Origin of the sequence: Micromonospora sp. NPDC049799 (assembly GCF_040656655.1) — a bacterium.
Taxonomy (GTDB): domain Bacteria; phylum Actinomycetota; class Actinomycetes; order Mycobacteriales; family Micromonosporaceae; genus Micromonospora.
Genome location: NZ_JBFAMU010000024.1, coordinates 1 through 24,865, shown reverse-complemented (window position 1 = coordinate 24,865; position 24,865 = coordinate 1). Strand labels below are relative to the sequence as shown.

Below are 24,865 nucleotides of genomic sequence, written 5' to 3'. Positions count from 1 at the left end.
GCAGCGTCCGGCGGCCGGTCTGCGGGGGCCCGGGGTCGCGTCCAACGCGTCCCGTCGCCCGAACCCGGGGCAGGCCGAGGCCGGTAACGGCCCGTCCCGCAACGCGCCCTGCCCGTGCGGCTCGGGCCGCAAGTACAAGCGCTGCCACGGTTCCCCCAACGGCGGGGCCTGACGGCTTCGGGGGCGCTGCCCCACCCGGTACGAGCGAGCCGCGGTCCTCTCGGAGGACCGCGGCTCGTCGCTGTTCCCGTACACCTGCGTCAGAGGACCTGGAGGGCGGTGCAGAGCCAGGTACCGCGCCGGTGTTCCAGGCGCAGGGCCATCGCCCAGGTGCGTCCGCCGGTGCCGGCCAGGACCGCGGCGATTTCCACGGCCGCCGGGCGCGGTTCGCAGACCCGCAACCGGCGCAGGTGCACGCCGGGACGGGTCGAGCGGCGTCGGGGTGGACCGGATCGGGCGGTGGCCCGCGCCAGCTCGGGGAGCAGGTCGGCGGCGTGGGCCGGGTCGAGGAGGGGGCGGAGCTGACCGGGCGGGCGGTACCCGTTGAGCACCTCCAGGCAGGTGCCGACGAAGCGGTGCGCGGCCCGGGTCGCCTCCGATGTGGCGGTGACCAGGGCACCGGGCGGAAGGGGGCCGGCGGGGCGGCGGGCTGGACCGGCAGGGGTCGGCGCGAGCCGTTGTCGCCGGTCCGGCGGTCGACCGGCGCCCCGACGGGCGGCTTCGAACACGTCGAGGGCGAGCTGCTCCGGGGCGGGCCAGCGGGACACGTCCTCGTCGGTGAAGGGCGGGTCGGACGACGGCGCGGGCCGGAGCCGGACGGCAGGGCGGGACGGTCCGGGGCGGCGTGAGTCGGTCATCCGGTGACCCTCCCTGATCTTGCGTTTGCCTACGTTTGCCTTCGGTAAGGCCCATTCTCGGCCAGGGAGAGCCGACGGTCAATGGCTGTGCGGAGGGATCCGGCTACTCGGGGTCCCGGTCGCTGAGCGGATTTCCGCGGACCCACTCGGCGGTCTCCGCGTACTTCCGTTCGATGTACTCCTCCAGGCGGGCGCGTTCGACGCGCCACTGACCCCGGCCGCCGATCTTGATCGCGGGCAGTTCCCCGCTACGCACCATGTGGTAGACCTGCGAGTCCGAGACGTTGAGCTCGGCAGCCACGTCGGCGAGCAGCAGGAATCTCGGCTCCACGGACAAACTCCCACGGGTTGACATCGTTTGCTTGAGTTTGCCATCAACGGCCCACGCCGGACAGGTCCCGGCCCGGGTTGTCGACGAGGCCGGAGAGGGACACACCGGCACGGAACTTCCGCCGGGCCGGCGCGGGGTGTATGACGGTCACGGCGTACGGCATGATCGGCGCCCGGGACCGGCGGCCGCCGGTGCGGACTGAGCAGGGGAGACGACCGGTGACCGACGAGCTTGTCCGGGTGTACGTACCGGCGACCGTCCCGATGCTGACCCTGCTGCGCGGGGAGGGACTGCCCGCGGCGTCGGCGCACGCGGTCACTCCCGCGCTGCGCGAGTGGTACGCGGAGGGCGACGAGGAGGAGTTGGAGTACGTCGCCTTCATCCGCGCCGCCCAGGACGCCCTGCAGCTGTTGCGGGCCGACCCGGCCGCGCCCCGCCGCCGGGTCGTGGTGTCGGTGGACCTGCCTGCCCCGGCGGTCGGCCGGGGCGACGGCGAGCTCGGGTCCAGCCTGGTCGAGGTGACCGATGTCGTGCCGTTGGCGGCGGTCGCCGCCATCCACGTAGACGGCACGGACGCGGCCGAGGACGTCGCGGCGGCGGCCGACGTTGTCGTCGAGGCGCTGGCCGGCGATCCCGACGCCCAGTTCACCGTCGACGGCGCCGAGGATCACGAGTTGGAGTGGTACGACGTGACCGAACTGGAGCTGCTGCTGGGCGCCACCTCCTGACGCCCCGGTCGGGCGGGGGAGGTCAGGCGCTCTCGGCCGGTTCCTCGTCCGTGTGGGCGGGGCCGAGTGTGCGGCCGAAGGCGATCATGGCGGTCAGCGCGCCGACGAAGAGCACCCAGATGGCGTTGTCGATGCGGGAGGTCCCCAGCGACGTCTGCGCGACCGCGTCCGCCTCGCTGAGCGCGCTCGCCAGGTCGAGCAGTTCCCGTCCGCCGACGCGGAGGATGACCTCGGCGACCAGCAGGAGCAGGCCCGGCCCGGCGCCGGCGAGCAGGTACGCGGGCCAGCGCAACGCGGGCGCGTCGGCGTCGACGCGGGTGGCCCGGCGGCGGGCCCAGGTCAGGTAGGCGAACGCGAGCAGCCCGGCGACCAGGCCGGCGAGCAGCGACTCGGTGCGGGACACCCACTTGGCCGCGTTGAGCAGCGACTCCTGGGTGTCCCCGGCGCCGAAGAGATCGAACAGCGGGTCCCGGGCCCGGCTGAACACCACGACGAACACCAGGGTCCCGAGTGCGGCGGCCACCACGGCCCCGACCACCGGAGCGGTACGCGCCCCGGCGACCGCTCCGCCGATGATCGCGGCCGCGGCGGTGGTGCCGGCGATCACGTTGGTGGTCGCGTTGTCGGCGTACGTCAGGTTGACCGCGAACGCGGCCGCGAGCGCCACCAGCAGGCCGGTGGCGATCGCGGCGACGAAGCGCAGGGTGGCGCGGTCGCGTCCCCGCCGGGCCAGCAGGTCCACGCCGAACAGCGCGAACGCGGCACCGGCGACCAGCGCGGCCGAGATCACACCGGGCAGCGCGAAGGCGGAGAGGCTGAGTGCGGTGATCCCGGCGGCGGCGGAGTTGATCGCCTCGCGGGTCGACCAGAGCATCGCGGCCAGCCAGCCGAGCGCCAGCAGGGCGAGCACCGGCGTACCGGGCGCGAGCGCCTCCGGTGCCACGCCCGCCGTCGGCTCCGACCGCTCCGACTCCGCGGCGGCGGAGTTGCCGGACTGCTTGGTCATCGTCTCTCCTTCGACGGACACCGGGCGGGGCCGGCGGTTCACCGGTCACCCAGGGTACGCGTCCACCCGCCCCACGCCTCCCACCCGGACCCCGCTCCGCCCCCGGTCCACCGGTCGGCACGTCGCCTCGCGACGCACGCCCGGACGGACGCGAACGTCATGGTCAACACTGTCCGGTCGTGCGTTCCATCAGGTGGGGCACCGGAGGTGCCACGGCGGGAAGCAGTCGCCGGGCGTGGGAGAATCACCGGAGGTCCCGCCGCCGCGACCGGCTCTGGCCGGATGGTGCCCGGTGCCCGGTCGTCCGGCCGGCGCCCGCGGGTCCGATTTCGCCACCGCTGTCGAGATCGCACAGGAGCCTGTGATGGACGCCGTGTTCTCCGTACCCGAGCCGCGCAACGAGCCGGTACGCAATTACGAGCCGGGGAGCGCCGACCGGGAGCGACTCCAGCGGCGGCTGACCGAGCTGGCCGCCGAGCGCATCGACCTGCCGATGACCATCGCCGGCGAGCAGCGGATGGCCGGCGGCGCGTCGATCGACGTGGTGCAGCCGCACAAGCACGCCCACGTGCTCGGCGTCACCGCCCACGCCACCCACGACGACGCCCGGGCCGCGGTCAAGGCCGCCAAGGACGCCGCGCCGATGTGGCGGGCCCTGCCGTTCGAGGAGCGTGCGGCGATCTTCCTGCGCGCCGCCGAACTGCTCGCCGGTCCCTGGCGGGACACCCTGAACGCCACCACGATGCTGGGCCAGTCGAAGACCGCGATCCAGGCCGAGATCGACGCGGCCTGCGAGTTCATCGACTTCCTCCGGTTCAACGTGTTCTTCGCCCGGAAGCTCCTGGAGGAGCAGCCGCAGTCGTCCCCGGGCGTGTGGAACCGCTTCGACCACCGCCCGCTCGAGGGCTTCGTCTACGCGGTCACCCCGTTCAACTTCACCGCCATCGCCGGCAACCTGCCCTCGGCGCCGGCCCTGCTGGGCAACACGGTGGTCTGGAAGCCGGGCCCGACGCAGCAGTTCGCCGCGCACTTCACCATGCGGCTCTTCGAGGCGGCCGGCCTGCCTCCCGGCGTGATCAACATGGTCACCGGCCGGGGCGAGGAGGTCTCCGACGTCGTGCTCGCCGACCCGGACCTGGCCGGCATCCACTTCACCGGCTCGACCAAGGTCTTCCAGTACCTGTGGAAGACCGTCGGCGACAACATCTCCCGCTACCGTGGCTACCCGCGCCTGGTGGGTGAGACCGGCGGCAAGGACTTCGTGGTCGCGCACGGCAGCGCCGACGTCGACGCTCTGCACACCGCCCTCATCCGGGGCGCCTTCGAGTATCAGGGGCAGAAGTGCTCGGCGGCCTCCCGGGCGTACGTCCCGCGGTCGCTCTGGGAGGGTGGCCTGCGCGACCGGCTGGCGGCCACCGCGGAGGCCCTCACCTACGGTGACGTCACCGACTTCGGCAACTTCGGTGGGGCGGTGATCGACGACAAGGCCTTCTCCCGGCACACCGCCGCGCTGGAGCTGATCAACGACGACGACGCCTGCCGGGTGATCGCCGGCGGCACCGCCGACGACTCGGTCGGGTACTTCGTCCGGCCCACCGTGTTCGAGTGCACCGACGCCGCGCACGAGACCTTCACCACCGAGTACTTCGGCCCGATCCTCGGGGTGCACGTCTTCGACGACGGCCGGTTCGACGAGGTGGTCGCCCAGGCCGAGTCGATCGCACCGTACGCGCTGACCGGGTCGATCTTCGCCAACGACCGCCGGGTGGTCGAGGCGGTGGCCGAGAAGATGCGGTACGCGGCCGGCAACTTCTACATCAACGACAAGCCGACCGGCGCGGTGGTCGGGCAGCAGCCGTTCGGCGGTGCCCGGGCCAGCGGCACCAACGACAAGGCCGGCTCCTGGCACAACCTGGTGCGGTGGATGTCGCCGCGGACGATCAAGGAGACGTTCGTCCCGCCGACCGACCACACGTACCCGCACATGGGCTGAGGTCCGCAGGCGGCCCCCCGGCTCCGGCCGAGGGGCCGTCGCGCGTCCACGGTGCTCCCCACGGGACGGCGCTCCGGGTCCCGCCGGGCCGGTTTCCGCGCTCCCCGCCGGACTGTCGCCGGCCGACAGTGCACATAGGAACCCCTACCGGGTGGCGAAACCGGCAAATCCTGGACGCCGGGTCGGCAAAGTGGCAGCGTGAGGGGCATGGCGGATTCCGGAGTCAACCCCACGGCGGCGGCCCTGCTCGGGCTGCTCCACGAGGGTCCCATGACAGGCGGCCAGTTGATGGCCGCCGCCGAGCGACGGCTGGCGCCGTACTGGTCGATGACCCGTAGTCAGGTCTACCGCGAGCTTCCGGTGCTCGCCGAGAAGGGGCTCGTCCGCCTGGGCAAGCCCGGGCCGCGCTCCAGTCAGCCGTACGCGCTGACCGCGTCCGGGAAGCGGACCTTCTCCCGGTGGCTCGCGGAGGACCCGGGGCGGGACACGATCCGCAACCCGATCGCCCTGCGGATCGCGTTCGGAAACCTGCACTCGGCCAGCCAGCTGAAGAACCTCCAGGCGGCGGCGAACGAGTACCACACGGAGGCGCTCGCCCGGGTCCGGGAGCAGGTGAAGAGCGCCAAGAAGGAAGGCGACCCGTACGACGCCAGCGCGCTGGAGTTCGCCGTCGCCTATCACAAGGCCGCTCTGACGTGGCTGAAGTCCGCCCCCGTCGGGTGAAGCAGTACTCTTGTCTGTCGTGACCGCTGCCGATTACGCCGAACAGCTCAAGGACCTCGACGCCACCCTCCGCAACATCGAGGCGGTGCTGGACCTCGACCGCCTGCGGAAGGACAAGGCCCGCCTGGAGCAGGCGGCGTCCGCCCCGGACCTGTGGGACGACCAGGCCAAGGCACAGGAGGTCACCTCCCAGCTGTCGTACGTCAACGGCGAGATCAGCAAGCTGGGCAGCCTCCGTTCCCGGCTGGACGACGCCCAGGTGCTGCTGGAGCTCGCCGAGGCGGAGTCCGACCCGGGCGTGCTGACCGAGGTCGAGTCGGAGATCACCGGGCTGACCAAGGCCATCGAGGAGATGGAGGTCCGCACCCTGCTCTCCGGCGAGTACGACTCCCGCGAGGCCCTGGTGGCCATCCGGGCCGGCGCGGGCGGCGTGGACGCGGCGGACTTCGCCGAGATGCTGCTGCGGATGTACCTGCGCTGGGCCGAGCGGCACGGCTACCCCACCGAGGTCTACGAGACCTCGTACGCCGAGGAGGCGGGCCTGAAGTCGGCCACCTTCGCGGTCAAGGTGCCCTACGCGTACGGCACGCTCAGCGTCGAGTCGGGTACCCACCGGCTGGTCCGGATCAGCCCGTTCGACAACCAGGGCCGTCGGCAGACCAGCTTCGCCGGTGTCGAGGTGTTGCCCGTGGTCGAGCAGACCGACAGCATCGAGATCCCCGAGAACGAGATGCGGGTCGACGTGTACCGCTCCTCCGGTCCGGGTGGGCAGAGCGTCAACACCACCGACTCCGCGGTCCGGCTCACCCACATCCCGACCGGCATCGTGGTCACCTGCCAGAACGAGAAGTCCCAGCTGCAGAACAAGGCGTCCGCGCTGCGGGTGCTCCAGGCCCGGTTGCTGGAGCGCAAGCGGCAGGAGGAGCAGGCCAAGATGGCCGGGCTCAAGACCGACGCCGCCGGCTCGTGGGGCGACCAGATGCGCTCGTACGTCCTGCACCCGTATCAGATGGTGAAGGATCTGCGAACCGAGCAGGAGACGGGCAATCCGTCCTCGGTGTTCGACGGTGAACTGGACAGCTTCATCGAGGCCGGGATCCGCTGGCGCAAGCAGCAGCAGCTCGCCGGCGACAGTGCGTGACGACGCCGAGGCGGAGCGCGTCATCGATCTTCTCTTTTCCCAGTGAATCGATGACGCGACCCGCATCGGAGGGGCGTGGCGCTTGGCTCCCCGGTTACACCACGTAGACTCACCTCCCGTGATTCAGCTTGAGCAAGTGACGAAGACGTACCCGAAGGCGTCCCGGCCTTCGCTCGACAACGTGTCCGTCTCGATCGAGAAGGGCGAGTTCGTCTTCTTCATCGGTCCATCCGGCTCCGGCAAGTCCACGATCATCAAGCTGCTGCTGCACGAGGTCACGCCCAACAAGGGCCGTGTCGTCGTCAACAGCAAGGACGTCACGTCGATGCGCTCCTGGAAGCGACCCCACTTCCGGCGCTCGATCGGCTGCGTCTTCCAGGACTTCCGGCTGCTGCCGAACCGCACCGCGTACGAGAACGTGGCGTTCGCCCTCGAGGTGATCGGCAAGACCAAGGCGGTCGCCCGCCGGGTCGTGCCCGAGGTGCTGGAGCTGGTGGGACTCGGTGGCAAGGAGCACCGTTACCCGCACGAGCTCTCCGGTGGTGAGCAGCAGCGGGTGGCCGTCGCCCGGGCGTTCGTCAACCGTCCGCTGATCCTGCTCGCGGACGAGCCGACGGGAAACCTCGACCCCGACACCTCGATCGAGATCATGCGTCTGCTGGACCGGATCAACCGCACCGGCACGACCGTCGTGATGGTCACGCACGACTCCAACATCGTGAACCAGATGCGCCGCCGGGTCATCGAGATCGAGAGCGGCCGCATCGTGCGCGACCAGGCCCGCGGCGTCTACGGGTGAGCCGGCTTCCCACCCCTGCGCAGCCTGACGACGAACACTTCATGCCGGAGACCCGGAGGAATCCCCGATGCGCGTGAAATACGTCCTGTCCGAGGTACTGGTCGGACTGTGGCGCAACGTGACCATGACCATCGCGATGATCATCACGATGGCGGTCTCGCTGACCATGCTCGGCGCCAGCGGTCTGATCTACACCAAGGTCGCCGACATGAAGGACCTGTACTTCGAGAGGATCGAGGTCTCGATCTTCCTGGAGAAGGACGTCAGCGAACAGCAGCGCACCGACATCGCGGCCAAGCTGGACAGCGACCCGCTGATCCGCGATGTCACCTACGTCAACAAGGACGAGGCGTACAAGCGCTTCCAGGAGATGTTCCGGGACTCGCCCGACCTGCTGAGCGTGGTCAAGGCCGACCAGCTGCCCGAGTCGTACCGGCTCAAGCTGGTCAACCCCGCGGAGTACAAGGCCGTCTCGGACCAGTACTCGACGATCGAGGGGGTGGACCAGGTCGTCGACCAGAGCCGGGTACTGGACAAGATCTTCAACCTCTTCACCGCCGGGCAGAACATCGCCCTGGTCGCCGCGATCGCGATGGCGATCGCCGCCCTGCTGCTGGTCGCGAACACCATCCAGGTCGCCGCGTACAGCAAGCGGCGTGAGGTGGCGGTCATGAAGCTGGTCGGCGCGTCGAACTGGTTCATCCAGGCCCCGTTCGTGCTGGAGGCGGTGGTGGCCGGCCTGATCGGATCGGTTGTCGGCCTCATCGCCCTGATCGGGTTGAAGCAGTTCCTCTTCGACGGCGCGCTGAGCACCCTGCAGGGCCTCTTCGCACCGGTCACCTGGGGCGAGGTGTTCCTGACCTTCCCGGTGATGGCCGGCGTCGGTGGCCTGATCAGCGCCGTCACCGCCTGGGTCACCCTCCGCTTCTACCTGCGGGTCTAGCACCCTCGCGCAGCGACGGCCCCCGTGCGTTCCCCCGGTCTCCGGGAGCGCGCGGGGGCCGTGCGTGTGCTCCGGGACGGGGTGCGTCCGGAATAAACGACGCCGGGCGGCTCTTGTCGTTCGGGTAGCATGATCTCCGCTCTCCGGCCGGTCGCGGCCGTGCCGGAGGCGACCAGGAGAGGGGGTGGCGCCGATGCCACGGGAAAAGGGACGCAAGGTCGTCGCCTCCAACAGGAAGGCCCGGCACGACTACTCGATCCTCGACACCTACGAGGCGGGGATGGCGTTGACCGGCACCGAGGTCAAGTCCCTTCGCGCGGGCCGCGCGTCGCTGGTCGACGCGTTCGCCCAGGAGCGCAACGGGGAGCTCTACCTGCACGGCATGCACATCCCGGAGTACACCCAGGGCACCTGGACCAACCACGAGCCCCGGCGTACCCGCAAGCTCCTGCTCAACCGGCTGGAGATCGACCGGTTGATCGGGAAGACCCGCGAGGGCGGCCTGACCATGGTGCCGTTGCAGGTCTACTTCTCCGACGGCTGGGCGAAGGTGGAGATCGCCCTGGCGAAGGGCAAGAAGTCGTACGACAAGCGGCAGGACCTCGCCAAGCGGGACGCGGACCGGGAGATCGCCCGGGTCAGCGGCCGGCGCGGCAAGGGCATGTCTGAGTGATATGTCTGCCTTTGTCCTGGACGGCACGCCGGCCGGGACCTCGGGATGAAACCCGTTGCGGTAGGCGTTACGCTTGACGGAGCCGCCCACAGGGTGGCCACGTCGAGGGGGTGACTGGTTTCGACTTCGTACGTTGCGGCAGGGGAAGCGAGCCGAGGAAGCCGACGTCGTCTCGTGAATCGGTCGTCGGAAACCAATAAGCGCCAAGAACAATCGCGCTGACTTCGCTCTCGCCGCCTGAGGCGAGTAGCTAAGTCTGTCGGCCTGGGAACGCCTTCGTCCCAGTCAGCCGGCATCAGCTAGGAGGCTGGCCAATCGGACCCGGTCGCGGGGTCCGTGCGGCGAGATCAATCAGCGACTGGGCCCGTCACACCAACTCGCTCGCGTGATTGGTGGGGCCGAGTAGAGGCACAGCGAGCTGCGCTCGGAGAAGCCCTGACAAACCGGCGAAGGACCCGGGTTCGATTCCCGGCACCTCCACAGGAAAGGGAGAGGGAGTGTCTTCTGACACTCCCTCTCCCTTTTGCCGTCCAGGAAAATCGGGTGTCCGCCGCGCCGATGGTGCGTACCGTTCCGGCCATGTCCCGGTTGGAGCTGCGGCCGCTGGCGGCCGCCGACCTGCCTGCTTGCGGCACACTGCTGGCCGACCGGCACCGCCGGCACCGCGTCGCCCAGCCGCAGCTGTCCGCGCGGTTCGAGGATCCCGCCGTCGCCCTGGCGGAGTTGACCGCCGCGTACGAGACGCCCGACTCTTCGGGAGCGGTCGCGTACCGCGCCGGTGTCCCGGTGGGTTTCGTCCTCGGTGCCCCGAAGCCGTCACCGCTGTGGGGGCCGAACATCTGGGTGGAGGCGGCCGGGCTCGCGGTCACCGACGCCGAGGTGATGCGCGACCTGTACGCGGTCGCCGCCACCCGGTGGGTCGACGAGGGCCGCACGGCGCACTACGTCGTCGTGCCGGCGCACGACGCCGAGCTGGTGCGGGCCTGGTTCCGCCTGGGCTTCGGCCAGCAACACGCGCACGCCATCCGGCCGGCCGCGCGGCTGGGGACGGGTACGCGAGCAGGGCTGTCGGTGCGCCGGGCGATCCGGGCCGACATCCCGGCGCTCGCGCAACTCGATGTCGAGTTGCCACTGCATCAGGGCCTGTCCCCGACGTTCTCCGCCGGCAGGGTGGGCACGGTGGAGGAGAGCCTCGCCGAGTGGGCAGCCGACTTCGACGACCCCGCGTACACCACCTTCGTGGCCGAATCGAACGGCCGCGTCATCGGCGCGGCCGTCGGCTGCGCGCTCGAGCAGTCGAGCGGTCATCTGAGCCTGGCCCGTCCGGACCACGCGGGGTTCCTCGGGTTCGCGGCGGTCTTCCCGGATGCTCGTGGCGTCGGTGCTGGACGGGCGCTCGGCGCAGCGGTCATCGACTGGGCCGTGTCGGCCGGGTTCGACAGTGTGGTCACCGACTGGCGGGTGACCAACCTGCTCTCCTCGCGGACCTGGCCGGCGCTCGGCTTCGCCGAGACATTCCTCCGGCTGCACCGCCTGATCCGCTAGGAGCTCCGCAACGCCATGGAACAACTGGTGTGGGCGCTGGCGCAGCACCGGCAGCGCGGCGCGGACCTGCTCTGCCAGGCGTACCAGACGGATCTTGGCGGCGAGGACTGACCGGGCGGAACCGGGCGGCGACGATGGACGTCCAACCCGTATGCGCCCAGTTGCCGCCCTGCTGAGTCTGTCCCTGCTGGTCGTCGCCGGATGCGCACCGGCCGGTTCGGAGCCGGCCGCCGCCCCGCCCACGGATCGGCAGTGGCCCGCGTTCGAGCAGCGGGCCGCGGAGGTCGCCGACGCCTGGCGACCCGGCCCCCAGTGGCGCGACGGGTACGTCCCGCTCCAGGAGCCGACCGTGCTGGCCGGTGATCCCGGGTTCAGCCCGGACACCCTGACCGCCTTTCAGGCGGGCTGGTACCGGGACCAGATCCCGCTGCCGGCGGATCGGCCGGGGGACGGGACCATCCGGTTCCCCGGCGGCACCCTCACCGTGCCGCTGGCCAGTGCCGAGGAGGCGTACCGGCAGCTCGACCAGGGAGATCCGCCGACGTGCGACGGGCGGCCGAAGGACCCGGCCACGCCGCCCCCGGCCCAGCCGAGCGGGCCGGATGCTCCCATGAGCAGCACACCGGGGAGCGCCTGCATCCCGCTGACCGTGACGGGCGTCGAGCTGGGCAGTGTGCCGATCCGCACCAGTCGGGGCGAGGCCGAGGTGCCGGCGTGGCTGTTCACCATCGACGAGCTGACCGCCCGGGTGGCCCGGCTCGCGGTCGCGCCGACCGCGGTCGGCGCGGTGCCGCAGCCCACGGCTCCCGCCGCGCCGCTGCCGGCCGAGGTGGTCGGCGCCCAGGACCTCCGTGCCGTGGACGGCGCGACGCTGACCGTACGGTTGGGGGTCGGGGCCTGTGACACCGGGATCACCCCGCTGGTGCTGGAGCGCGACGACCTCGTGGTGGTGGGTGGCGGGGTCACCCGGTCCACCGGCCCCTGCCCGGACGTACTCAAGATCGAACCGGTCACCGTCACACTGCGCGCACCGCTGGGCGCCCGGCCGGTCCTCGACGTGAACACGGGCCTGCCGCTCCGGATCACCCCGTTCTGACCCGCGAAGCCGGGCGGCGGCGAATCAGAGCAGCCCGGGGATGTCGGTACGGATGGGCACCGGCAGCACCGTCGGCCGGTTCGCCCGCAGGCCCGTCGTCAGGGCCGCGCCGAGCTGGTCGGGCGTCTCGACGACCTCGGTGGCGCAGCCGTAACCCCGGGCGAGCGCCGTGAGGTCCATCCCGGGCAGGTCCAGGCCGGGCACCCCGGCTGTCTCCTTGAAATCGGCGAACGACTTCAGGATCGCGTACTGCTGGTTGACCGGGACCACCACGACCAGCGGTAGACCCAGCCGTGCCCCCGTCCACAGGGCCTGCACGGAGTAGTGGAACGAGCCGTCGCCGATGACCGCGACCACCGGTCGGTGCCGGCCCGTGTCGCGCTGCGCGAGCGCGATGCCGACCGCCGCCGGCAGGCCGTAGCCCAGACCGCCGCTGGCCATGGTGAAGTACGAGCCGGGCCGGGTGATCGGCAGCCGGCGGCGTAGCGCCGGCAGGTTCGACGGTGACTCCTGCACCAGCACCCCGTCGGCCGGCCAGTGCCGGGCCAGCGCGGCGAAGAGCGCGTCCGCGCTGAGCGGCGAGCCGTCCTCGGGCGGTGCGGGCGCGGACCGCGCCGGTGGCGGTGGACGGTCCATGGCCGGGATCAGGTCGAGCAGGTCCGCCATGGTCAGCCCGGCGTCGCCGAGCAGGCTGTTGCCCACCGGCGCCCGTGCCGCCTCCTCCGGGTCGTCGGTGACGTGCAGCAGGCGTACACCGGCGGGCAGATGGTCGCCGGGGACGTGCGGGTAGTAGCGGAACACCGGCGCGCCCACCACCAGCACCGCGTCGTGCCCGCGCAGCTTCTCGGCCAGTGGCGCGATCGCGTACGGCAGCACGCCCTGGAAGTACGGGTGGTCCTCGGGGAACGGCGTCCGCTCCGGCGCGGGAGCGGTCCACACCGCCGCGCCGAGCCGCTCGGCCAGGGCCACCGCCGCCGGCCAGGCATCGGCCCGGTCCACCGACGCCCCCAGGACCAGCGCCGGTGACCGGCTGGCCGCCAGCACCGCGGCGAACTCGCCCAGCCGGTACGGATCCGGGGCGATCCGGGTGGACACCGTCCGCACCGGCGGGGGAGGGTCGGCGGGCTGCGCCCAGTCGTCCAGCGGCAGGGACAGGAAGACCGGCCCGGCCGGTGGCTGCACGGCGGTGGCGTACGCCCGCATGACCGCCGCCGGCACGTCCTGCGCGCGCGCCGGCTCGTGGCTCCACTTCACGTACGGCTGGGGCAGCTCGGTCGCCCGGCGGCTCGTCAGCCGGGGCTCGATGAGCAGCATCTCCCGGGTCTGCTGCCCGGCGGTGACGATCAGCGGCGCGCGGTTGTGCCAGGCGGTGACGAGGTTGCCCATGGCGTTGCCGGTGCCCGGCGCCGTGTGCAGGTTCACGTGCGCGGGGCGACCGGTGACCTGCGCGTACCCGTCCGCCATCGCCACCGCCGACGCCTCGTGCAGCGCGTGCACGTAGTGGAAGTCCTCCGGGAAGGCGGCGAGGAACGGTTCCTCGGTGGAGCCGGGGTTGCCGAAGACGGTGGTCATGCCCAGGGCGCGCAGCAGGTCGTACGTGGTGTCGCGGACGGTGGCCATTGTCTTCAGACGTTATCGCCGCTCAGGCGTCCCCCTCGGCGTTTCCGCGCACCCGGCCCGGGCTCAGGGCAACGCGAAGGGCAGTTTGATCCCGTCCAGTGCGCGCCCGCAGTCGCAGTCGCGTTCGGCCGGCAGCGCGGCCACGGCCTCCAGCAGCAGGCCGCGCAGCCGATCGGTGTTCTCCCCGAAGACCCGGAACACCTCCTCCTGCGTCACCGAACCACCACCGGCCACACCGGCGTCGTGGTCGGTCACCAGGGCGATGGAGGAGTAGCAGAGGGCGAGCTCCCGGGCCAGCACGGCCTCCGGGTGCCCGGTCATGTTGACCACCGTGCCGCCGATCGAGGCGAACCAGCGCGACTCGGCGCGGGTGGAGAAGCGCGGGCCCTCCACCACCACGACCGTGCCGCCGTCGACCGCCGGGACGTCCCGCCGGGCCGCGGCGTCGAGCAGGGTACGGCGACCGACCGGGCAGTACGGGTCGGCGAAGGACACGTGCACCGCGCCCCGGTCGTAGTAGGTCTGCGCCCGGCCGCTGGTGCGGTCGACGAGTTGGTCGGGCACCACGAACGTTCCCGGGCCCAGCTCGGGGCGCAGGCCGCCGACCGCGCACGGCGCGAGCACCTGGCGTACGCCGAGGGACCGCAGCGCCCACAGGTTGGCCCGGTACGGGATCAGGTGCGGCGGATGCCGGTGGTCGCGGCCGTGCCGGGGCAGGAACGCCACCCGACGCCCACCGATCTCGGCGATCGTGACGGCGTCGGAGGGTGGCCCGTACGGCGTCTCCACCTCGTGCTCGGTGGCGCCGTCGAGGAGAGCGTAGAGGCCCGATCCGCCGATCACCGCCAGTTCCGCCGTTGGACTCACGTGGTCCTCCCTGTTCCTGTCGATCACCCGACGGTCAGACCTTAGCCACGGGCGCAGGTGCAGGCTATGGTGCCAGGCATGGCGTTGACAGCATGGACGGCACCGGCGCCCCGGCGCGTCCCGGTGGGGCCGGTCTGACGGTGTCCGGCATGCAGGGAGAGGGGCAGGCGATCGGCGGACGGGCGATGGATTCGATGACCGGGCGGCTCCTGGTCGCGACTCCGGCGCTGAAGGACCCGAACTTCGACCGCACGGTGGTGCTGCTGGTCGCGCACGAGCCCGGCGGGGCTCTCGGGGTGGTCCTCAACCGCGCCACCGAGGTCCCGGTCGCGGACGTGCTGGGCGACTGGAGCGAGTTGGCCCGGCATCCGGCGGTCCTGTTCGAGGGCGGCCCGGTGCAGCCGGACTCGGCTATCTGCCTGGCTCGGATGCGGCACCCGGTGCAGCGCGTCAAGGGCTTCCACCAGGTCTCCGGGGCCGTCGGCACGCTGGACCTGTCGGGCGACCCGGAACGGCTGCGGGAGAACCTGGGGGCCATCCGGGTCTTCGCCGGTTACTCCGGCTGGGGCGCGGGTCAGGTCGAGCAGGAGGTCGAGGACGGCTCCTGGTTCGTGCTGGACGCCCTGCCCGGTGACGCCTTCGTCGATCGGCCCGACGACCTGTGGCCGATGGTGCTCCGCCGGCAGGGCGGGATGATGGCCGCGGTGGCGCACTTCCCCTCCGACGTGGCCCTCAACTGACCGCTCCGGGGGCACCCCCCGCGAGATGACCATGCCGGACGGCGTGTGTATAGTTCTTCCCGTGCCCGGGCGACCGGGCGAGGCAAGGGGCCGTGGCGCAGCTGGTAGCGCACCACACTGGCAGTGTGGGGGTCAGGGGTTCGAGTCCCCTCGGCTCCACCCTTCCGACCAGGGCGTTCGTCAGACATGACGGACGCCCTTCGTCGTTCCTGGCGGCGCAGGCAGCCACAGCTACTGTCCCTGACCCCCGTGCTGCCGGTCACGGCGCGATCTTCAGGGTGTACGTGTAAGACGCCGGGGGCGAGTAGTTTCCGGCCGCGTCGTAGCCGGCGACGGTGAACGTGAAGGGCGTGCGCCGCCCGGTGTAGTAGGACTCCAGGTCGTAGGTACCAAAGGTGTGGGTCCACGTCCCGTCCGCCCCGATGGACTCGGTGGTGGCCTGGCCCGACTCGGGCTGGATCCACACCTCGGTCGACGGCTCGCCGGTACCGCTGATCGTGAACGTCTGCGTCGTGATGACCTTCTTCGTCGACGGCGAGCTGACGACGGGCGTCGGCGGCGCGGTGCCGTCGACGGTGAACGTGACGCTGACCGTCGCCGTCCTGCCGTAGATGTCCGTGGCCTCGAAGACCGTTGTGTACGTCCCGTCGGTGAGGTAGCCGCCGTCGTAGACGAAGGAACCCGAGACGCCGCTCAGCAGGGTCGGCCCACTGCCGTCGACGTAGACCTTGATGTTGGACTCGTAGTTGACGTAGCCGGTGATCTTCACGGTCGGGTCAACGACGGCACCGTCGTAGGGCCAGTTGATGGACAACTGAAGCGGCGGCGGCAGCACCCGGTAGGCCGAACAGTAGCTGGCGTAGGTGACGTTCAGGTCGAGGTTGCGGATCTGCGCGCACAAGGTGTTCCAGCCGTAGTCGAACTGCTGGTACGCCATCTCCCAGGTGCCGTCGGCGCGGAGGGTGCCGGAGCGGTCCTCGCCGTTGACGACGAGGATGAGGCGGTAGGAGTTCGGGTCGGCGTTGGAGGTACCAGTGACGCTGATGTCGCTGGGCCCGGTGCTCCCGTTGGCCGGCGACGTGATCGTCACCGACAGGTCTTCCGCCTGGGCGGGTGCCGCCCCGACCAGCGCCCCGACCAGCGTGGACAACAAGACGACGATCCCGGTACGCAGCCTCATCGCTGCCCCCTCCCCGTGGTAACCAGGATCGTGCCCCACGGCAGCGGAGGCGGGCAATCGTTTGTTTAAGGTCAAGTTCGGCAGATGGCGCGACAGCAGGCCCGGTCACCTGCGGCGCCCGCTTCTCGAAGGGTCGTGACTCGATCAAGTGGCCGAACAGGCACTGTCGCGGCCATCGGCAACAGGTGAGCATGCCTCCATGGATCCTGCTGCGACTCCCGTCGCTGCCGACCCGCTACGGCCCCGCCGCATCTGGTACCTGGTCGCGGCGCTGGTCGCCGTCGGTGGTGTGCTGGCCGCCCCCGCGGTGCTGTTCCTGATTCCCGCCGGGGGTGACCTCGGACAGCGCATCACGCCCGGCCAGCCGGTCACCGTGCACGTGCCCGAGGCCGGAAAGATGGTGTGGGCCAGGGACAGCGGCCCCCAGAACTTTCCCGGCGTCGGCTGCGCCCCCTCCCTGGCGGACACCCAGGAACTCGGGTGGAGCACGATCTCGATGCGTCCCGACGAGGTCACCGTGAACGCGAACGGCGAGCGCTGGCGCGGCGTGTTGATGGTGCACGCCCAGCCGGCCGGAACGTACACGGTGACCTGCACGGCCTCGGCTGCGGACGGCACGCCGTCCCTCTCGATCGGTGATCCTCCCCGGTTGCACAACCCGCGTTCGAAGGCACTGGCGGTGCTGGCCGCCTCCGTCCTGGCATCCCTCGGCGTGCTGGTCGGCACCGTGATGGCGGTGGTCGTCGCGGTCCGACGCCGGCGCTCGTCGCAGGCGGGGTGGGCGACCTCTGCTTGAGCTCGACCGGGCTCACGATCGGCCCGGGACGACGGTCCTGCGCTGACTTTCGTCGCTGTGGTGGTGTTCCATCGAACTCCTGACCGTCCGCGGCCGTACCAGTGTGCGGGAGGTCGATGCCATGCCCGTCCGCCGAGTCGTCGCCGCCGTGCTGGTCGCCGTGGCGGCCGTGCCGATGACCGGTGCACCCGCTTCTGCCCACGGTGCCCCCACCAGCCCGATGAGCCGGGCCGCCGCCTGTGGACCGGAGGGTGGACAGGCGAGCACCCCGGCCTGCCAGGCTGCCGTCGACGCCGGGGCGGCGCTGCGCGAGTGGGACAACATCCGCGTGTTCGGCGTCGACGGGCGGGACCGGGAGCGGATCCCGGACGGGGAGCTGTGCAGCGGTGGGCTGTCCGCGTACCGGGGACTGGACCTGGCCCGGTCGGACTGGCCGACCACCGAGTTGACGGCCGGCGCGGCGTTCACCTTCCGCTACCGGGCGACGATCCCGCACAAGGGGACCTTCCGGCTCTACGTCACCCGCGACTCGTACGATCCGGCCCGCCGGCTCACCTGGGCCGACCTGGAGACCGTGCCGTTCCTGCGGGCGACCGACCCGCCGGTGCGCGACGGCGCGTACCAGGTGCGGGGGCGGCTGCCGGACCGATCCGGCCGGCACCTGATCTACACCGTGTGGCAGAACTCCGACTCCCGGGACACCTACTACTCCTGCTCCGACGTCGTCCTGCGCCTGAAGGGGGCGGCGGACGGACCCACCCCGGTAGCCGCCTCCGGCGGGGTGGCCGACGGTCCGCGTACCGAATCGGGTTTCGGGACCGTCGGCGAACCCGGCGTGCCGGTCGCGGCGGTGACCGACCTCGGCGGCGGCCACTGGCGGTTGGTCGGTGGCGGTGGCGCGGCGGCGGTCACCCTGCTGCTCGCCGTCGTGGTCGCGGCTCGCGCGCGACGCCGGCCCGCCGCGCCGGCCGGGCCTCCCTGTGAGGTACGCAACCACCGGGCCGGTCGCCGCCGGGAGTGGTGACGACCGGCCCGGGTGGTGCGCTCAGCTCAGGTGTCGCTCGATCTCGGCCAGTTCGTCGGCGGTGAAGTCGGGGTTGTCCACGGCGGCGATGTTCGTCTCCAACTGGCTGACGCTGCTCGCGCCGATGATCAGGCTGGTCATCCGCGGGTCGCGCAGTGCCCACGCGAGCGCGAGCTGGGCCAGGGACTGGCCGCGGCGGGCGGCGATGTCGCCCAGCGCCCGGATGGCGGCCATCCTCTTCTCGTCGAGGTCGCTCTCGTTGAGGAAGACGCTGGTGCGGACCCGGGAGTCCTCCGGAATGCCGGCGAGGTAGCGGTCGGTCAGCAGGCCCTGGGCCAGCGGGCTGTACGCGATGCAGCCGGCACCCACCCGCTCCAGCGTGTCGAGCAGGCCGTCGTCCTCGGTCCACCGGTTGAGCATCGAGTACGACGGCTGGTTGATCAGCAGCGGCGTACCCAGGTCCCGCAGGATCGCGGCGGCCCGCTCGGTCTGCTCCGAGTCGTAGTTCGAGACGCCGACGTAGAGCGCCTTGCCGGAGCGGACGATGGCGTCGAGCGCGCTCATCGTCTCCTCCAGCGGGGTGTCCGGGTCGAACCGGTGGGAGTAGAAGATGTCGACGTACTCCACGCCGAGGCGGCGCAGTGACTGGTCCAGCGACGAGACGAGGTACTTGCGGGAGCCCCACTCGCCGTACGGGCCGGGCCACATGAGATAGCCGGCCTTGCTGGAGATGACCAGCTCGTCCCGGTACGGCTTCAGGTCGGTGGCCAGCATCCGGCCGAAGTTCTCCTCGGCGCTGCCCGGCGGCGGGCCGTAGTTGTTCGCCAGGTCGAAGTGGGTCACCCCGAGGTCGAAGGCGCGGCGGACGATGTCGCGCTGCCGCTCGTACGGGCGGTCCGGGCCGAAGTTGTGCCACAGGCCGAGCGAGATCGCGGGCAGCCGCAGGCCGCTGCGGCCGCTGCGCCGGTAGGTCATGCTGTCGTATCGCACATCAGCGGCGAGGTAGGTCATGATCACGACCCTATCCCCGCCCGGCGGGTAGGTTCACGACATGCGTTACGTGCAGCTCGACACGCCAAAGCCCCTGTCCAAGATCGGCCTCGGCACCTGGCAGTTCGGGTCCCGGGAGTGGGGCTACGGCCCCGACTACGAGCGCCGCGCCGCCGAGATCGTCCGCCGGGCCGTCGACCTCGGTGTCACCCTCTTCGACACCGCCGAGGTGTACGGCTTCGGCCGCAGCGAGCGGATCCTCGGCGCGGCGCTGGGCGACGAGCGGGCGAAGGTCGTGGTCGCCAGCAAGGTCTTCCCGATCCTGCCGGTCGCCCCGGTGGTGGAGCAGCGGGCCGTGGCCTCGGCCGCCCGGCTCGGCGTCACCAGCATCGACCTCTACCAGGTGCACCAGCCCAACCCGCTGGTCGCCGACCACACCACCATGCGTGGCATGCGGGCGTTGCAGGACGTCGGGCTGGTCGGCGAGGTCGGCGTGAGCAACTACGGCCTGCGGCGCTGGCAGGTCGCCGAGGCCGCCCTGGGCCGGCGGGTGCTCAGCAACCAGGTCCGGCACAGCATGGTCGACCGCGGACCGGAGCACGACCTGCTCCCGTACGCGCGGCAGGCCGGCCGGGTGGTGATCGCGTACAGCCCGCTGGCGCAGGGATTCCTCTCCGGTCGGTACGACGCGAAGAACCCGCCGAGCGGGGCCGTGCGCCGGGCCAACCCGTACTTCCTGCCGGAGAACCTGGAGCGGGGTGCCGCCCTCATCGAGAGCCTGCGCCAGGTCGCCGACGCGCACGACGCGACGCCCAGCCAGATCGCCCTGGCGTACGTGCTGCGGCACCCCAACGTGGTGGCCATCCCCGGGGCGTCGAGCGTGGAGCAGATGGAACGCAACGCCGCCTCCGCCGAGATCGACCTGGCCGATGACGAGTACGACGCGCTTGCCCGCGCGGCCCGCGAGTTCCGTCCGGTCACCGGGCTGGCCGCGATGCCGCGCCTGCTGCGGGCCCGCACCGGACGGTGAGTCGGGTCGCCCTGACCTCCCCGGCGCGGGGGAGTCGGGAACGGGCGGGCGGCGGGAGAATGGGCGGGTGAACCCCCGCGCGGTCCTCGTCCCGCTGGTGGCCGGCAGCACCTGGCGACGAGGCGTGTTCCTGCTGCTCGGCGGCGTGCTCGTGCTGCCCTACGCGCTGCTGGCGGTGACCTTCGCCCAGCTGCTGACCGATCCGGACGTCCCGCGGGCGCTGACGATCGGCCTGTTGGTGATCGCGGCGGCCATCGCGCTGGTGCCGGTCTTCCTCGACGGCAGCCGCGCGCTGGAGATCGCCGCCGTCCGGGCGTTGCTCGGCGTCGACCTGCCCGACCCGACCCCCGGGCACCGCCCCGACCGGGAGACGCGGCTGCGGTCCGCGCTCTGGATCGCCACCCACCTCGCCGTGGGCGGGCTGGTGATGACCGCGTTGTTCAGCGCCCTGCCGATGGCCGTGGCGTTCATCGCCCAGCAGTTCGGGGTCGGCGACGAGTTCGTGGGGCGGGAGCAGTTCGGGCCGCTGAGCGGATGGGACACCCGCTGGGTCACCGCCACCGGAGTGGTGCTGCTGGTCGGGCTCGGGTACGCGGTGGCCGGGCTCGGCGCGCTGGCCGTGTCGATGGCGCCGGTGCTGCTCGGTCCCGCGCAGGCGGAACGGATCGCCGCCCTGGAGGCACGCGCCGCCGGCCTCGCCGAGCGCAACCGGCTGGCCCGGGATCTGCACGACTCCGTCGGGCACGCGCTGACCGTGGCGACCCTCCAGGCCGGGGCCGCCCGACAGGTGCTGGACCGCGATCCGGAGTTCGTCCGGCGGGCGCTCACCGCGATCGAGGAGACCGGGCGGGCCGCCATGGACGACCTCGACCACGTGCTGGGGCTGCTGCGGGACTCCGGTGGCGGCACGGCGGCGGCTCCGCAGCGTACGCTCGCCGACCTGGACCGGCTCGTCACCGACACCCGCGCGACCGGGCTGCGGATCGACTGCCGGCGCACCGGCGACCCGGCCGACGTGCCGGCGGCGGTCTCCCGCGAGGGCTACCGGATCCTCCAGGAGGGACTGACGAACGCCGCCCGGTACGGCCGGGGCCCGGTGACGCTGCGCCTCGACGTCGGCCCGGACACCCTGGACCTGGAGCTGGTCAACGCCCTCGCACCGAGACGCCGGTCGAGTCCGGGGCGCGGCGGCCGGGGGTTGGACGGGATTCGCGAGCGGGTCCTCCTGCTCGGCGGCCGCCTCACCGCCGGTCCGGACGCCGGCCGCTGGCGGATGCGGGTCCGCCTGCCGATGGCGGGATCGCGGTGACCGACGGGGCCCCGGTGACCGGGGTGCTGATCGTCGACGACGACGAGCTGGTCCGGATCGGCCTGCGGGCCATCCTCGACGCCCAGCCCGACCTGCACGTGGTCGGCGAGGCCGGAGACGGGTCGGCGGTGCTGCCGCTGGTCGCCCGGCTCCGCCCCCACGTGGTGCTGATGGACGTGCGGATGCCCCGGATCGACGGCATTCAGGCCACCCGGCGGCTGCTCGCCGCGTCCACCGACCCGCCCCGCGTGCTGGTGGTGACCACCTTCGCCAACGACGAGTACGTCTACGACGCGCTGCGTGCCGGGGCCAGCGGCTTCCTGCTGAAGCGGGCCCGGCCGGCCGAGGTCGTGGAGGCGGTACGGGTGGTCGCCCGGGGCGAGTCGCTGCTCTTCCCGGCGGCCATCCGGCGGCTCGCCGGCGCGTACGGGGGGCGGGGCGCCGACCGGTTGTCGGCCGCCCGGCTCACCGAGCGGGAGGCCGAGGTGCTGCGCCTGATGACCACCGGACTGTCGAATCCGGAGATCGCCGCCGAACTGGTGGTCGGGGTGGAGACGGTGAAGACGCACGTCGGCAACGTGCTCGCCAAGCTGGGGGTCCGCGACCGCACCCAGGCGGTGATCGCCGCGTACGAGTCGGGCTTCGTCACCCCCACCGGTTGACGGGTTCCCCCGGGCGGGGGAGCCGGTTCCCCGTCCTCCGGGAGGGTTTCCGGGGCGTACCGGCCGAGGCTGGGAAGCATGACGACGACCGCTCCGCACCGACACCACGACACGGCCCGCCGGCCCGACCGGCTCGCCCCGCTCGCCGCCGGCTGGCTCGGCCTGTGGGGCGTGCTCGCCCTGATCGCCACCGCCACCGACACCGGATACCCGTTCGGCGCCGACGACCCGAACCGGGAGTCGAGCCTGCTGCGTTTCCTGCCGGCCGACCTCGGGCCGCCCCTGTTCGCCGGGATGCTGCTGGTGGCCGCGGTGGTGGCGCTGGCCCTGACCGCTCCCGCGACCCGACCCGCACGTCCGGTCCGGGCGCTGCTGCTCGGCTACGGCTGGGCGGTCGCCTTCGCGCTCGCCGTCGTCGTGCCCAGCATGCAGGTGCTGGTCATCCTCGGCTACGCCCCGATGCTGCTGCTCGGTGCCCCGTTCGGCTGGCCCCCGGTCGACTACGCCGACGTCTTCACCTGGCCACTGGCCGCCCGGACCGCGTCGATGGTGGGCGGTGTGCTGCTGGCCGGAGCGGTGCTGGTCTGGCAGCGGCGTACCGCCGGTGCCTGCGCGGCGTGCGGCCGGGACGGCACCGGCCGGGGCTGGACCACCCCGGCCGCCGCCGCCCGCTGGGGCCGGTGGGCCGCCGGGATCGCCGCGGTCGTCCCGTTCGGGTACGCGCTGACCCGCTTCGCCTGGGCGGCCGGTATCCCGCTCGGCATCGACCCCGACTTCCTCACCGAGATGCGGGAGACCAACGCGGTCTGGGCGGGGGCCCGGCTGGGTGCGTTCGCCACGGTGGGCGCGGTCCTCACGCTGGGTCTGGTGTCGCGCTGGGGTGAGCGTTTCCCCCGGTGGACCCCGGTACTGGCCGGCCGGCGGGTGCCGGTGCGGCTCGCCGTCATCCCGGCGACCGTGGTGGCGCTCGCCGTCACCGCGACCGGCCTGAGCGCGCTGAGCAGCGCGAGCTTCCTGGACCTGGGCGGCGGCCCGGTGGCCTGGGGGCCGCTGCTGCTCTTCCCGCTCTGGGGCGTGGCGCTGGGCGCTGCCACATACGCCTACCACCTGCGTCGCCGTGGCGCCTGCCGCCACTGCCGGAGGGGCTGACCCCCGGGTGGCCCGGTCCTGGCACGGGGCGGGACCGGGCCATTCCGGCGTTCAGGGCAGGTCGCGGGCGTAACAGACGGACAGTGGTTCACCCCGGTACGGCCCGAAGTTCTCGATCCGCCGGTAGCCCTCCCGCTCGTAGAAGCGCATGGCCTCGGGCTGGGCGGTACCGGTCTCGAGCAGCAGGGTGCGGATTCCGGCCTCCCGGGCGGCGTCCTCCAGGGCCCGCAGGATCGCCGTCGCCACGCCGGTGCCCCGGGCGGGCGGGTCGACGTACATCCTCTTGATCTCGGCGGCGCCGGCGTCCAGGAACCGCAACCCGCCGCAGCCCAGGGCGACCCCCGCGGCGTCGCGGGCGACCAGGAAGACGGTGACGCTCTCGGCGGTCGGCGGCGCGCCCGGCTCGTGGTCGTCGTTGCCGTAGCGGGCGTCCAGTTCGGCCCGCTGCGCGGCCCGCAACCGGGCGGCGTCGACCGAGTCCCACGGCTCCCGCTCGACCGACAGGGTCTGCTCCACGGGGTCCCCCTTTCCGTAACGGGTGTCACCGTAGCGCCGCCCCGGACCTGCCCTACGCACCGGTCGACGCCGATCCGGTGAGCTAGCGTTGGGCGGGTGACTGCGCCTACCCCGGTTACCCCGGTCCCCCCGGCCGACCTGCCCGCCACGCTCGGCGCGCTGCGCGCGGCCGGTCACCGGTACCGCACCGTCAAGCAGGAACTCCGCGACAACCTCCTGGCCCGGATGCGTTCCGGCGCCGACCGTTTCCCCGGCATCGTCGGCTACGACGACACGGTGCTGCCCGAGGTCGAGCGGGCGCTGCTCGCCGGCCACGACATGGTGCTGCTCGGCGAGCGGGGGCAGGGCAAGACCCGGCTGATCCGCTCCCTGGCCGGGCTCCTCGACGAGTGGACGCCGGTCATCGCCGGCTCGGTGCTCAACGAGCACCCGCTGCACCCCCTCACCCCGGCCTCCCGCGCCCTGGTCACCGAGGCCGGCGACGACCTGCCGGTGGCCTGGCTGCACCGCTCCATGCGCTACGGCGAGAAGCTCGCCACCCCGGACACCAGCGTCGGTGACCTGATCGGCGACGTCGACCCCATCCGCATCGCCCAGGGCCGCACCCTCGGCGACCCCGAGACCATCCACTTCGGTCTGGTCCCGCGCACCAACCGGGGCATCTTCGCCGTCAACGAGCTGCCCGACCTGGCCGAGCGGATCCAGGTGGCGCTGCTGAACGTGCTGGAAGAGCGGGACATCCAGGTCCGCGGCTACCAGCTGCGGCTGCCGCTGGACCTGTTCCTGGTGGCCAGCGCCAACCCGGACGACTACACCAACCGGGGCCGGATCATCACCCCGCTCAAGGACCGCTTCGGCGCCGAGGTCCGCACCCACTACCCGCTCGACCTGGAGCTGGAGCTGGACCTGATCCGCCAGGAGGCCGACCTGGTCGCCGAGGTGCCCGGCCACGTGCTGGAGGTCCTCGCCCGGTTCGCCCGCGCCGTGCGCGAGTCGCCCTCGGTGGATCCGCGCTCCGGTGTCTCGGCCCGGTTCGCCATCGCCGCCGCCGAGACGGTCGCGGCCGCCGCGCTGCGCCGCTCGTCGGACGTGATGGCGGTGACCCCGCTGCGGGACGGGATGAACCTGGTGGCCAAGGAGTACGTGG

25 protein-coding genes, 1 tRNA gene, 1 other RNA gene and 1 pseudogene are annotated in these 24,865 nt (G+C 72.2%); 20 read left to right on the top strand and 8 right to left on the bottom strand.

The window, feature by feature from the left end; genetic code table 11:
* On the top strand, positions 1-172 hold a 172-nt coding region (locus AB0I76_RS04180; RefSeq protein WP_357029729.1), incomplete at its 5' end, for an SEC-C metal-binding domain-containing protein.
* 88 nt (positions 173-260) lie between these two features.
* Here the strand turns inward: AB0I76_RS04180 and AB0I76_RS04175 are convergent.
* Positions 261-857 carry an Rv3235 family protein gene (locus AB0I76_RS04175; protein ID WP_357029721.1) on the bottom strand — a complete coding sequence of 199 codons (597 nt, stop codon included), beginning with the start codon at positions 855-857 and terminating at the stop codon, positions 261-263.
* Positions 858-960: 103 nt separating this feature from the next.
* Positions 961-1,212: a helix-turn-helix domain-containing protein gene (locus tag AB0I76_RS04170; RefSeq protein WP_357029719.1), complete on the bottom strand. Its 252-nt coding sequence runs from the start codon at positions 1,210-1,212 to the stop codon at positions 961-963.
* Positions 1,213-1,406: 194 nt separating this feature from the next.
* Between AB0I76_RS04170 and AB0I76_RS04165 the strand changes: the two genes are divergently transcribed.
* The gene (locus AB0I76_RS04165; protein WP_357029717.1) at positions 1,407-1,916 is read left to right on the top strand and encodes a hypothetical protein; all 510 of its coding nucleotides are present in this window, start codon (positions 1,407-1,409) and stop codon (positions 1,914-1,916) included.
* 22 nt (positions 1,917-1,938) lie between these two features.
* Here AB0I76_RS04165 and AB0I76_RS04160 read toward each other — a convergent pair whose 3' ends face one another.
* The gene (locus tag AB0I76_RS04160) at positions 1,939-2,922 is read right to left on the bottom strand and encodes a hypothetical protein (protein ID WP_357029715.1); all 984 of its coding nucleotides are present in this window, start codon (positions 2,920-2,922) and stop codon (positions 1,939-1,941) included.
* A gap of 364 nt (positions 2,923-3,286) precedes the next feature.
* On the opposite strand from AB0I76_RS04160, the gene pruA reads away from it, so the two are divergent.
* The 9 genes from pruA (at position 3,287) to AB0I76_RS04115 (ending at position 11,835) form a co-directional block, all read left to right on the top strand.
* A complete protein-coding gene (gene pruA, locus AB0I76_RS04155; RefSeq protein ID WP_357029713.1) occupies positions 3,287-4,915 on the top strand; it encodes an L-glutamate gamma-semialdehyde dehydrogenase in 1,629 nt (542 codons plus the stop codon).
* Positions 4,916-5,122: 207 nt separating this feature from the next.
* The gene (locus tag AB0I76_RS04150; protein ID WP_357029711.1) at positions 5,123-5,638 is read left to right on the top strand and encodes a PadR family transcriptional regulator; all 516 of its coding nucleotides are present in this window, start codon (positions 5,123-5,125) and stop codon (positions 5,636-5,638) included.
* 19 nt (positions 5,639-5,657) lie between these two features.
* Complete coding sequence (gene prfB / locus AB0I76_RS04145; RefSeq protein WP_357029709.1) at positions 5,658-6,779, top strand: peptide chain release factor 2; 1,122 nt, start codon at positions 5,658-5,660, stop codon at positions 6,777-6,779.
* Between the two features lie 118 nt (positions 6,780-6,897).
* The gene (gene ftsE / locus AB0I76_RS04140; RefSeq protein ID WP_117665857.1) at positions 6,898-7,578 is read left to right on the top strand and encodes a cell division ATP-binding protein FtsE; all 681 of its coding nucleotides are present in this window, start codon (positions 6,898-6,900) and stop codon (positions 7,576-7,578) included.
* A gap of 67 nt (positions 7,579-7,645) precedes the next feature.
* Positions 7,646-8,521, top strand: a complete 876-nt coding sequence (gene ftsX / locus AB0I76_RS04135) for a permease-like cell division protein FtsX (RefSeq protein ID WP_357029706.1) — start codon at positions 7,646-7,648, stop codon at positions 8,519-8,521.
* 193 nt (positions 8,522-8,714) lie between these two features.
* Positions 8,715-9,194, top strand: coding sequence for an SsrA-binding protein SmpB (smpB, locus tag AB0I76_RS04130; RefSeq protein ID WP_357029704.1), 480 nt, complete (start codon positions 8,715-8,717; stop codon positions 9,192-9,194).
* Positions 9,195-9,300: 106 nt separating this feature from the next.
* Positions 9,301-9,677, top strand: a transfer-messenger RNA (tmRNA) gene (ssrA, locus tag AB0I76_RS04125).
* Between the two features lie 96 nt (positions 9,678-9,773).
* Positions 9,774-10,739 (top strand): GNAT family N-acetyltransferase, encoded by a 966-nt coding sequence (locus AB0I76_RS04120; RefSeq protein WP_357029702.1) that lies wholly within the window; start codon positions 9,774-9,776, stop codon positions 10,737-10,739.
* 151 nt (positions 10,740-10,890) lie between these two features.
* Entirely contained in the window at positions 10,891-11,835 is a 945-nt protein-coding gene (locus AB0I76_RS04115) for a hypothetical protein (protein WP_357029701.1), read from the top strand.
* A gap of 24 nt (positions 11,836-11,859) precedes the next feature.
* Here AB0I76_RS04115 and mdlC read toward each other — a convergent pair whose 3' ends face one another.
* Entirely contained in the window at positions 11,860-13,455 is a 1,596-nt protein-coding gene (gene mdlC / locus AB0I76_RS04110; protein WP_357029699.1) for a benzoylformate decarboxylase, read from the bottom strand.
* 63 nt (positions 13,456-13,518) lie between these two features.
* Entirely contained in the window at positions 13,519-14,322 is an 804-nt protein-coding gene (locus AB0I76_RS04105; protein WP_357029697.1) for an S-methyl-5'-thioadenosine phosphorylase, read from the bottom strand.
* Between the two features lie 149 nt (positions 14,323-14,471).
* Between AB0I76_RS04105 and AB0I76_RS04100 the strand changes: the two genes are divergently transcribed.
* Positions 14,472-15,062: a YqgE/AlgH family protein gene (locus AB0I76_RS04100; protein WP_357029727.1), complete on the top strand. Its 591-nt coding sequence runs from the start codon at positions 14,472-14,474 to the stop codon at positions 15,060-15,062.
* 86 nt (positions 15,063-15,148) lie between these two features.
* Positions 15,149-15,221, top strand: a tRNA-Ala gene (locus AB0I76_RS04095).
* Between the two features lie 100 nt (positions 15,222-15,321).
* On the opposite strand, the gene AB0I76_RS04090 is transcribed toward AB0I76_RS04095, so the two are convergent.
* Entirely contained in the window at positions 15,322-16,242 is a 921-nt protein-coding gene (locus AB0I76_RS04090; RefSeq protein ID WP_357029695.1) for a hypothetical protein, read from the bottom strand.
* Positions 16,243-16,441: 199 nt separating this feature from the next.
* Between AB0I76_RS04090 and AB0I76_RS04085 the strand changes: the two genes are divergently transcribed.
* Positions 16,442-17,038 carry a hypothetical protein gene (locus tag AB0I76_RS04085; RefSeq protein ID WP_357029693.1) on the top strand — a complete coding sequence of 199 codons (597 nt, stop codon included), beginning with the start codon at positions 16,442-16,444 and terminating at the stop codon, positions 17,036-17,038.
* A 121-nt stretch (positions 17,039-17,159) separates the two neighbouring features.
* Positions 17,160-18,062 (top strand): lytic polysaccharide monooxygenase, encoded by a 903-nt coding sequence (locus tag AB0I76_RS04080; protein WP_357029691.1) that lies wholly within the window; start codon positions 17,160-17,162, stop codon positions 18,060-18,062.
* A 21-nt stretch (positions 18,063-18,083) separates the two neighbouring features.
* Here AB0I76_RS04080 and mgrA read toward each other — a convergent pair whose 3' ends face one another.
* Positions 18,084-19,073, bottom strand: coding sequence for an L-glyceraldehyde 3-phosphate reductase (mgrA, locus tag AB0I76_RS04075; RefSeq protein WP_357029725.1), 990 nt, complete (start codon positions 19,071-19,073; stop codon positions 18,084-18,086).
* A gap of 40 nt (positions 19,074-19,113) precedes the next feature.
* Between mgrA and AB0I76_RS04070 the strand changes: the two genes are divergently transcribed.
* From AB0I76_RS04070 to AB0I76_RS04055, 4 genes are all read left to right on the top strand, one after another.
* Positions 19,114-20,082, top strand: a complete 969-nt coding sequence (locus AB0I76_RS04070; protein ID WP_357029687.1) for an aldo/keto reductase — start codon at positions 19,114-19,116, stop codon at positions 20,080-20,082.
* Between the two features lie 67 nt (positions 20,083-20,149).
* Positions 20,150-21,391: a histidine kinase gene (locus tag AB0I76_RS04065; RefSeq protein ID WP_357029684.1), complete on the top strand. Its 1,242-nt coding sequence runs from the start codon at positions 20,150-20,152 to the stop codon at positions 21,389-21,391.
* A 14-nt stretch (positions 21,392-21,405) separates the two neighbouring features.
* Positions 21,406-22,053, top strand: coding sequence for a response regulator transcription factor (locus tag AB0I76_RS04060; RefSeq protein WP_357029723.1), 648 nt, complete (start codon positions 21,406-21,408; stop codon positions 22,051-22,053).
* Positions 22,054-22,131: 78 nt separating this feature from the next.
* On the top strand, positions 22,132-23,202 hold the full coding sequence (locus AB0I76_RS04055; RefSeq protein WP_357029681.1) for a hypothetical protein: 1,071 nt from the start codon (positions 22,132-22,134) through the stop codon (positions 23,200-23,202).
* Between the two features lie 51 nt (positions 23,203-23,253).
* Here AB0I76_RS04055 and AB0I76_RS04050 read toward each other — a convergent pair whose 3' ends face one another.
* Positions 23,254-23,718 carry a GNAT family N-acetyltransferase gene (locus AB0I76_RS04050; protein ID WP_357029678.1) on the bottom strand — a complete coding sequence of 155 codons (465 nt, stop codon included), beginning with the start codon at positions 23,716-23,718 and terminating at the stop codon, positions 23,254-23,256.
* Positions 23,719-23,943: 225 nt separating this feature from the next.
* Here AB0I76_RS04050 and AB0I76_RS04045 point away from each other — a divergent pair.
* Positions 23,944-24,465, top strand: a pseudogene (locus AB0I76_RS04045) (magnesium chelatase); the annotation flags it as partial.
* Positions 24,466-24,865 lie beyond the last annotated feature (400 nt).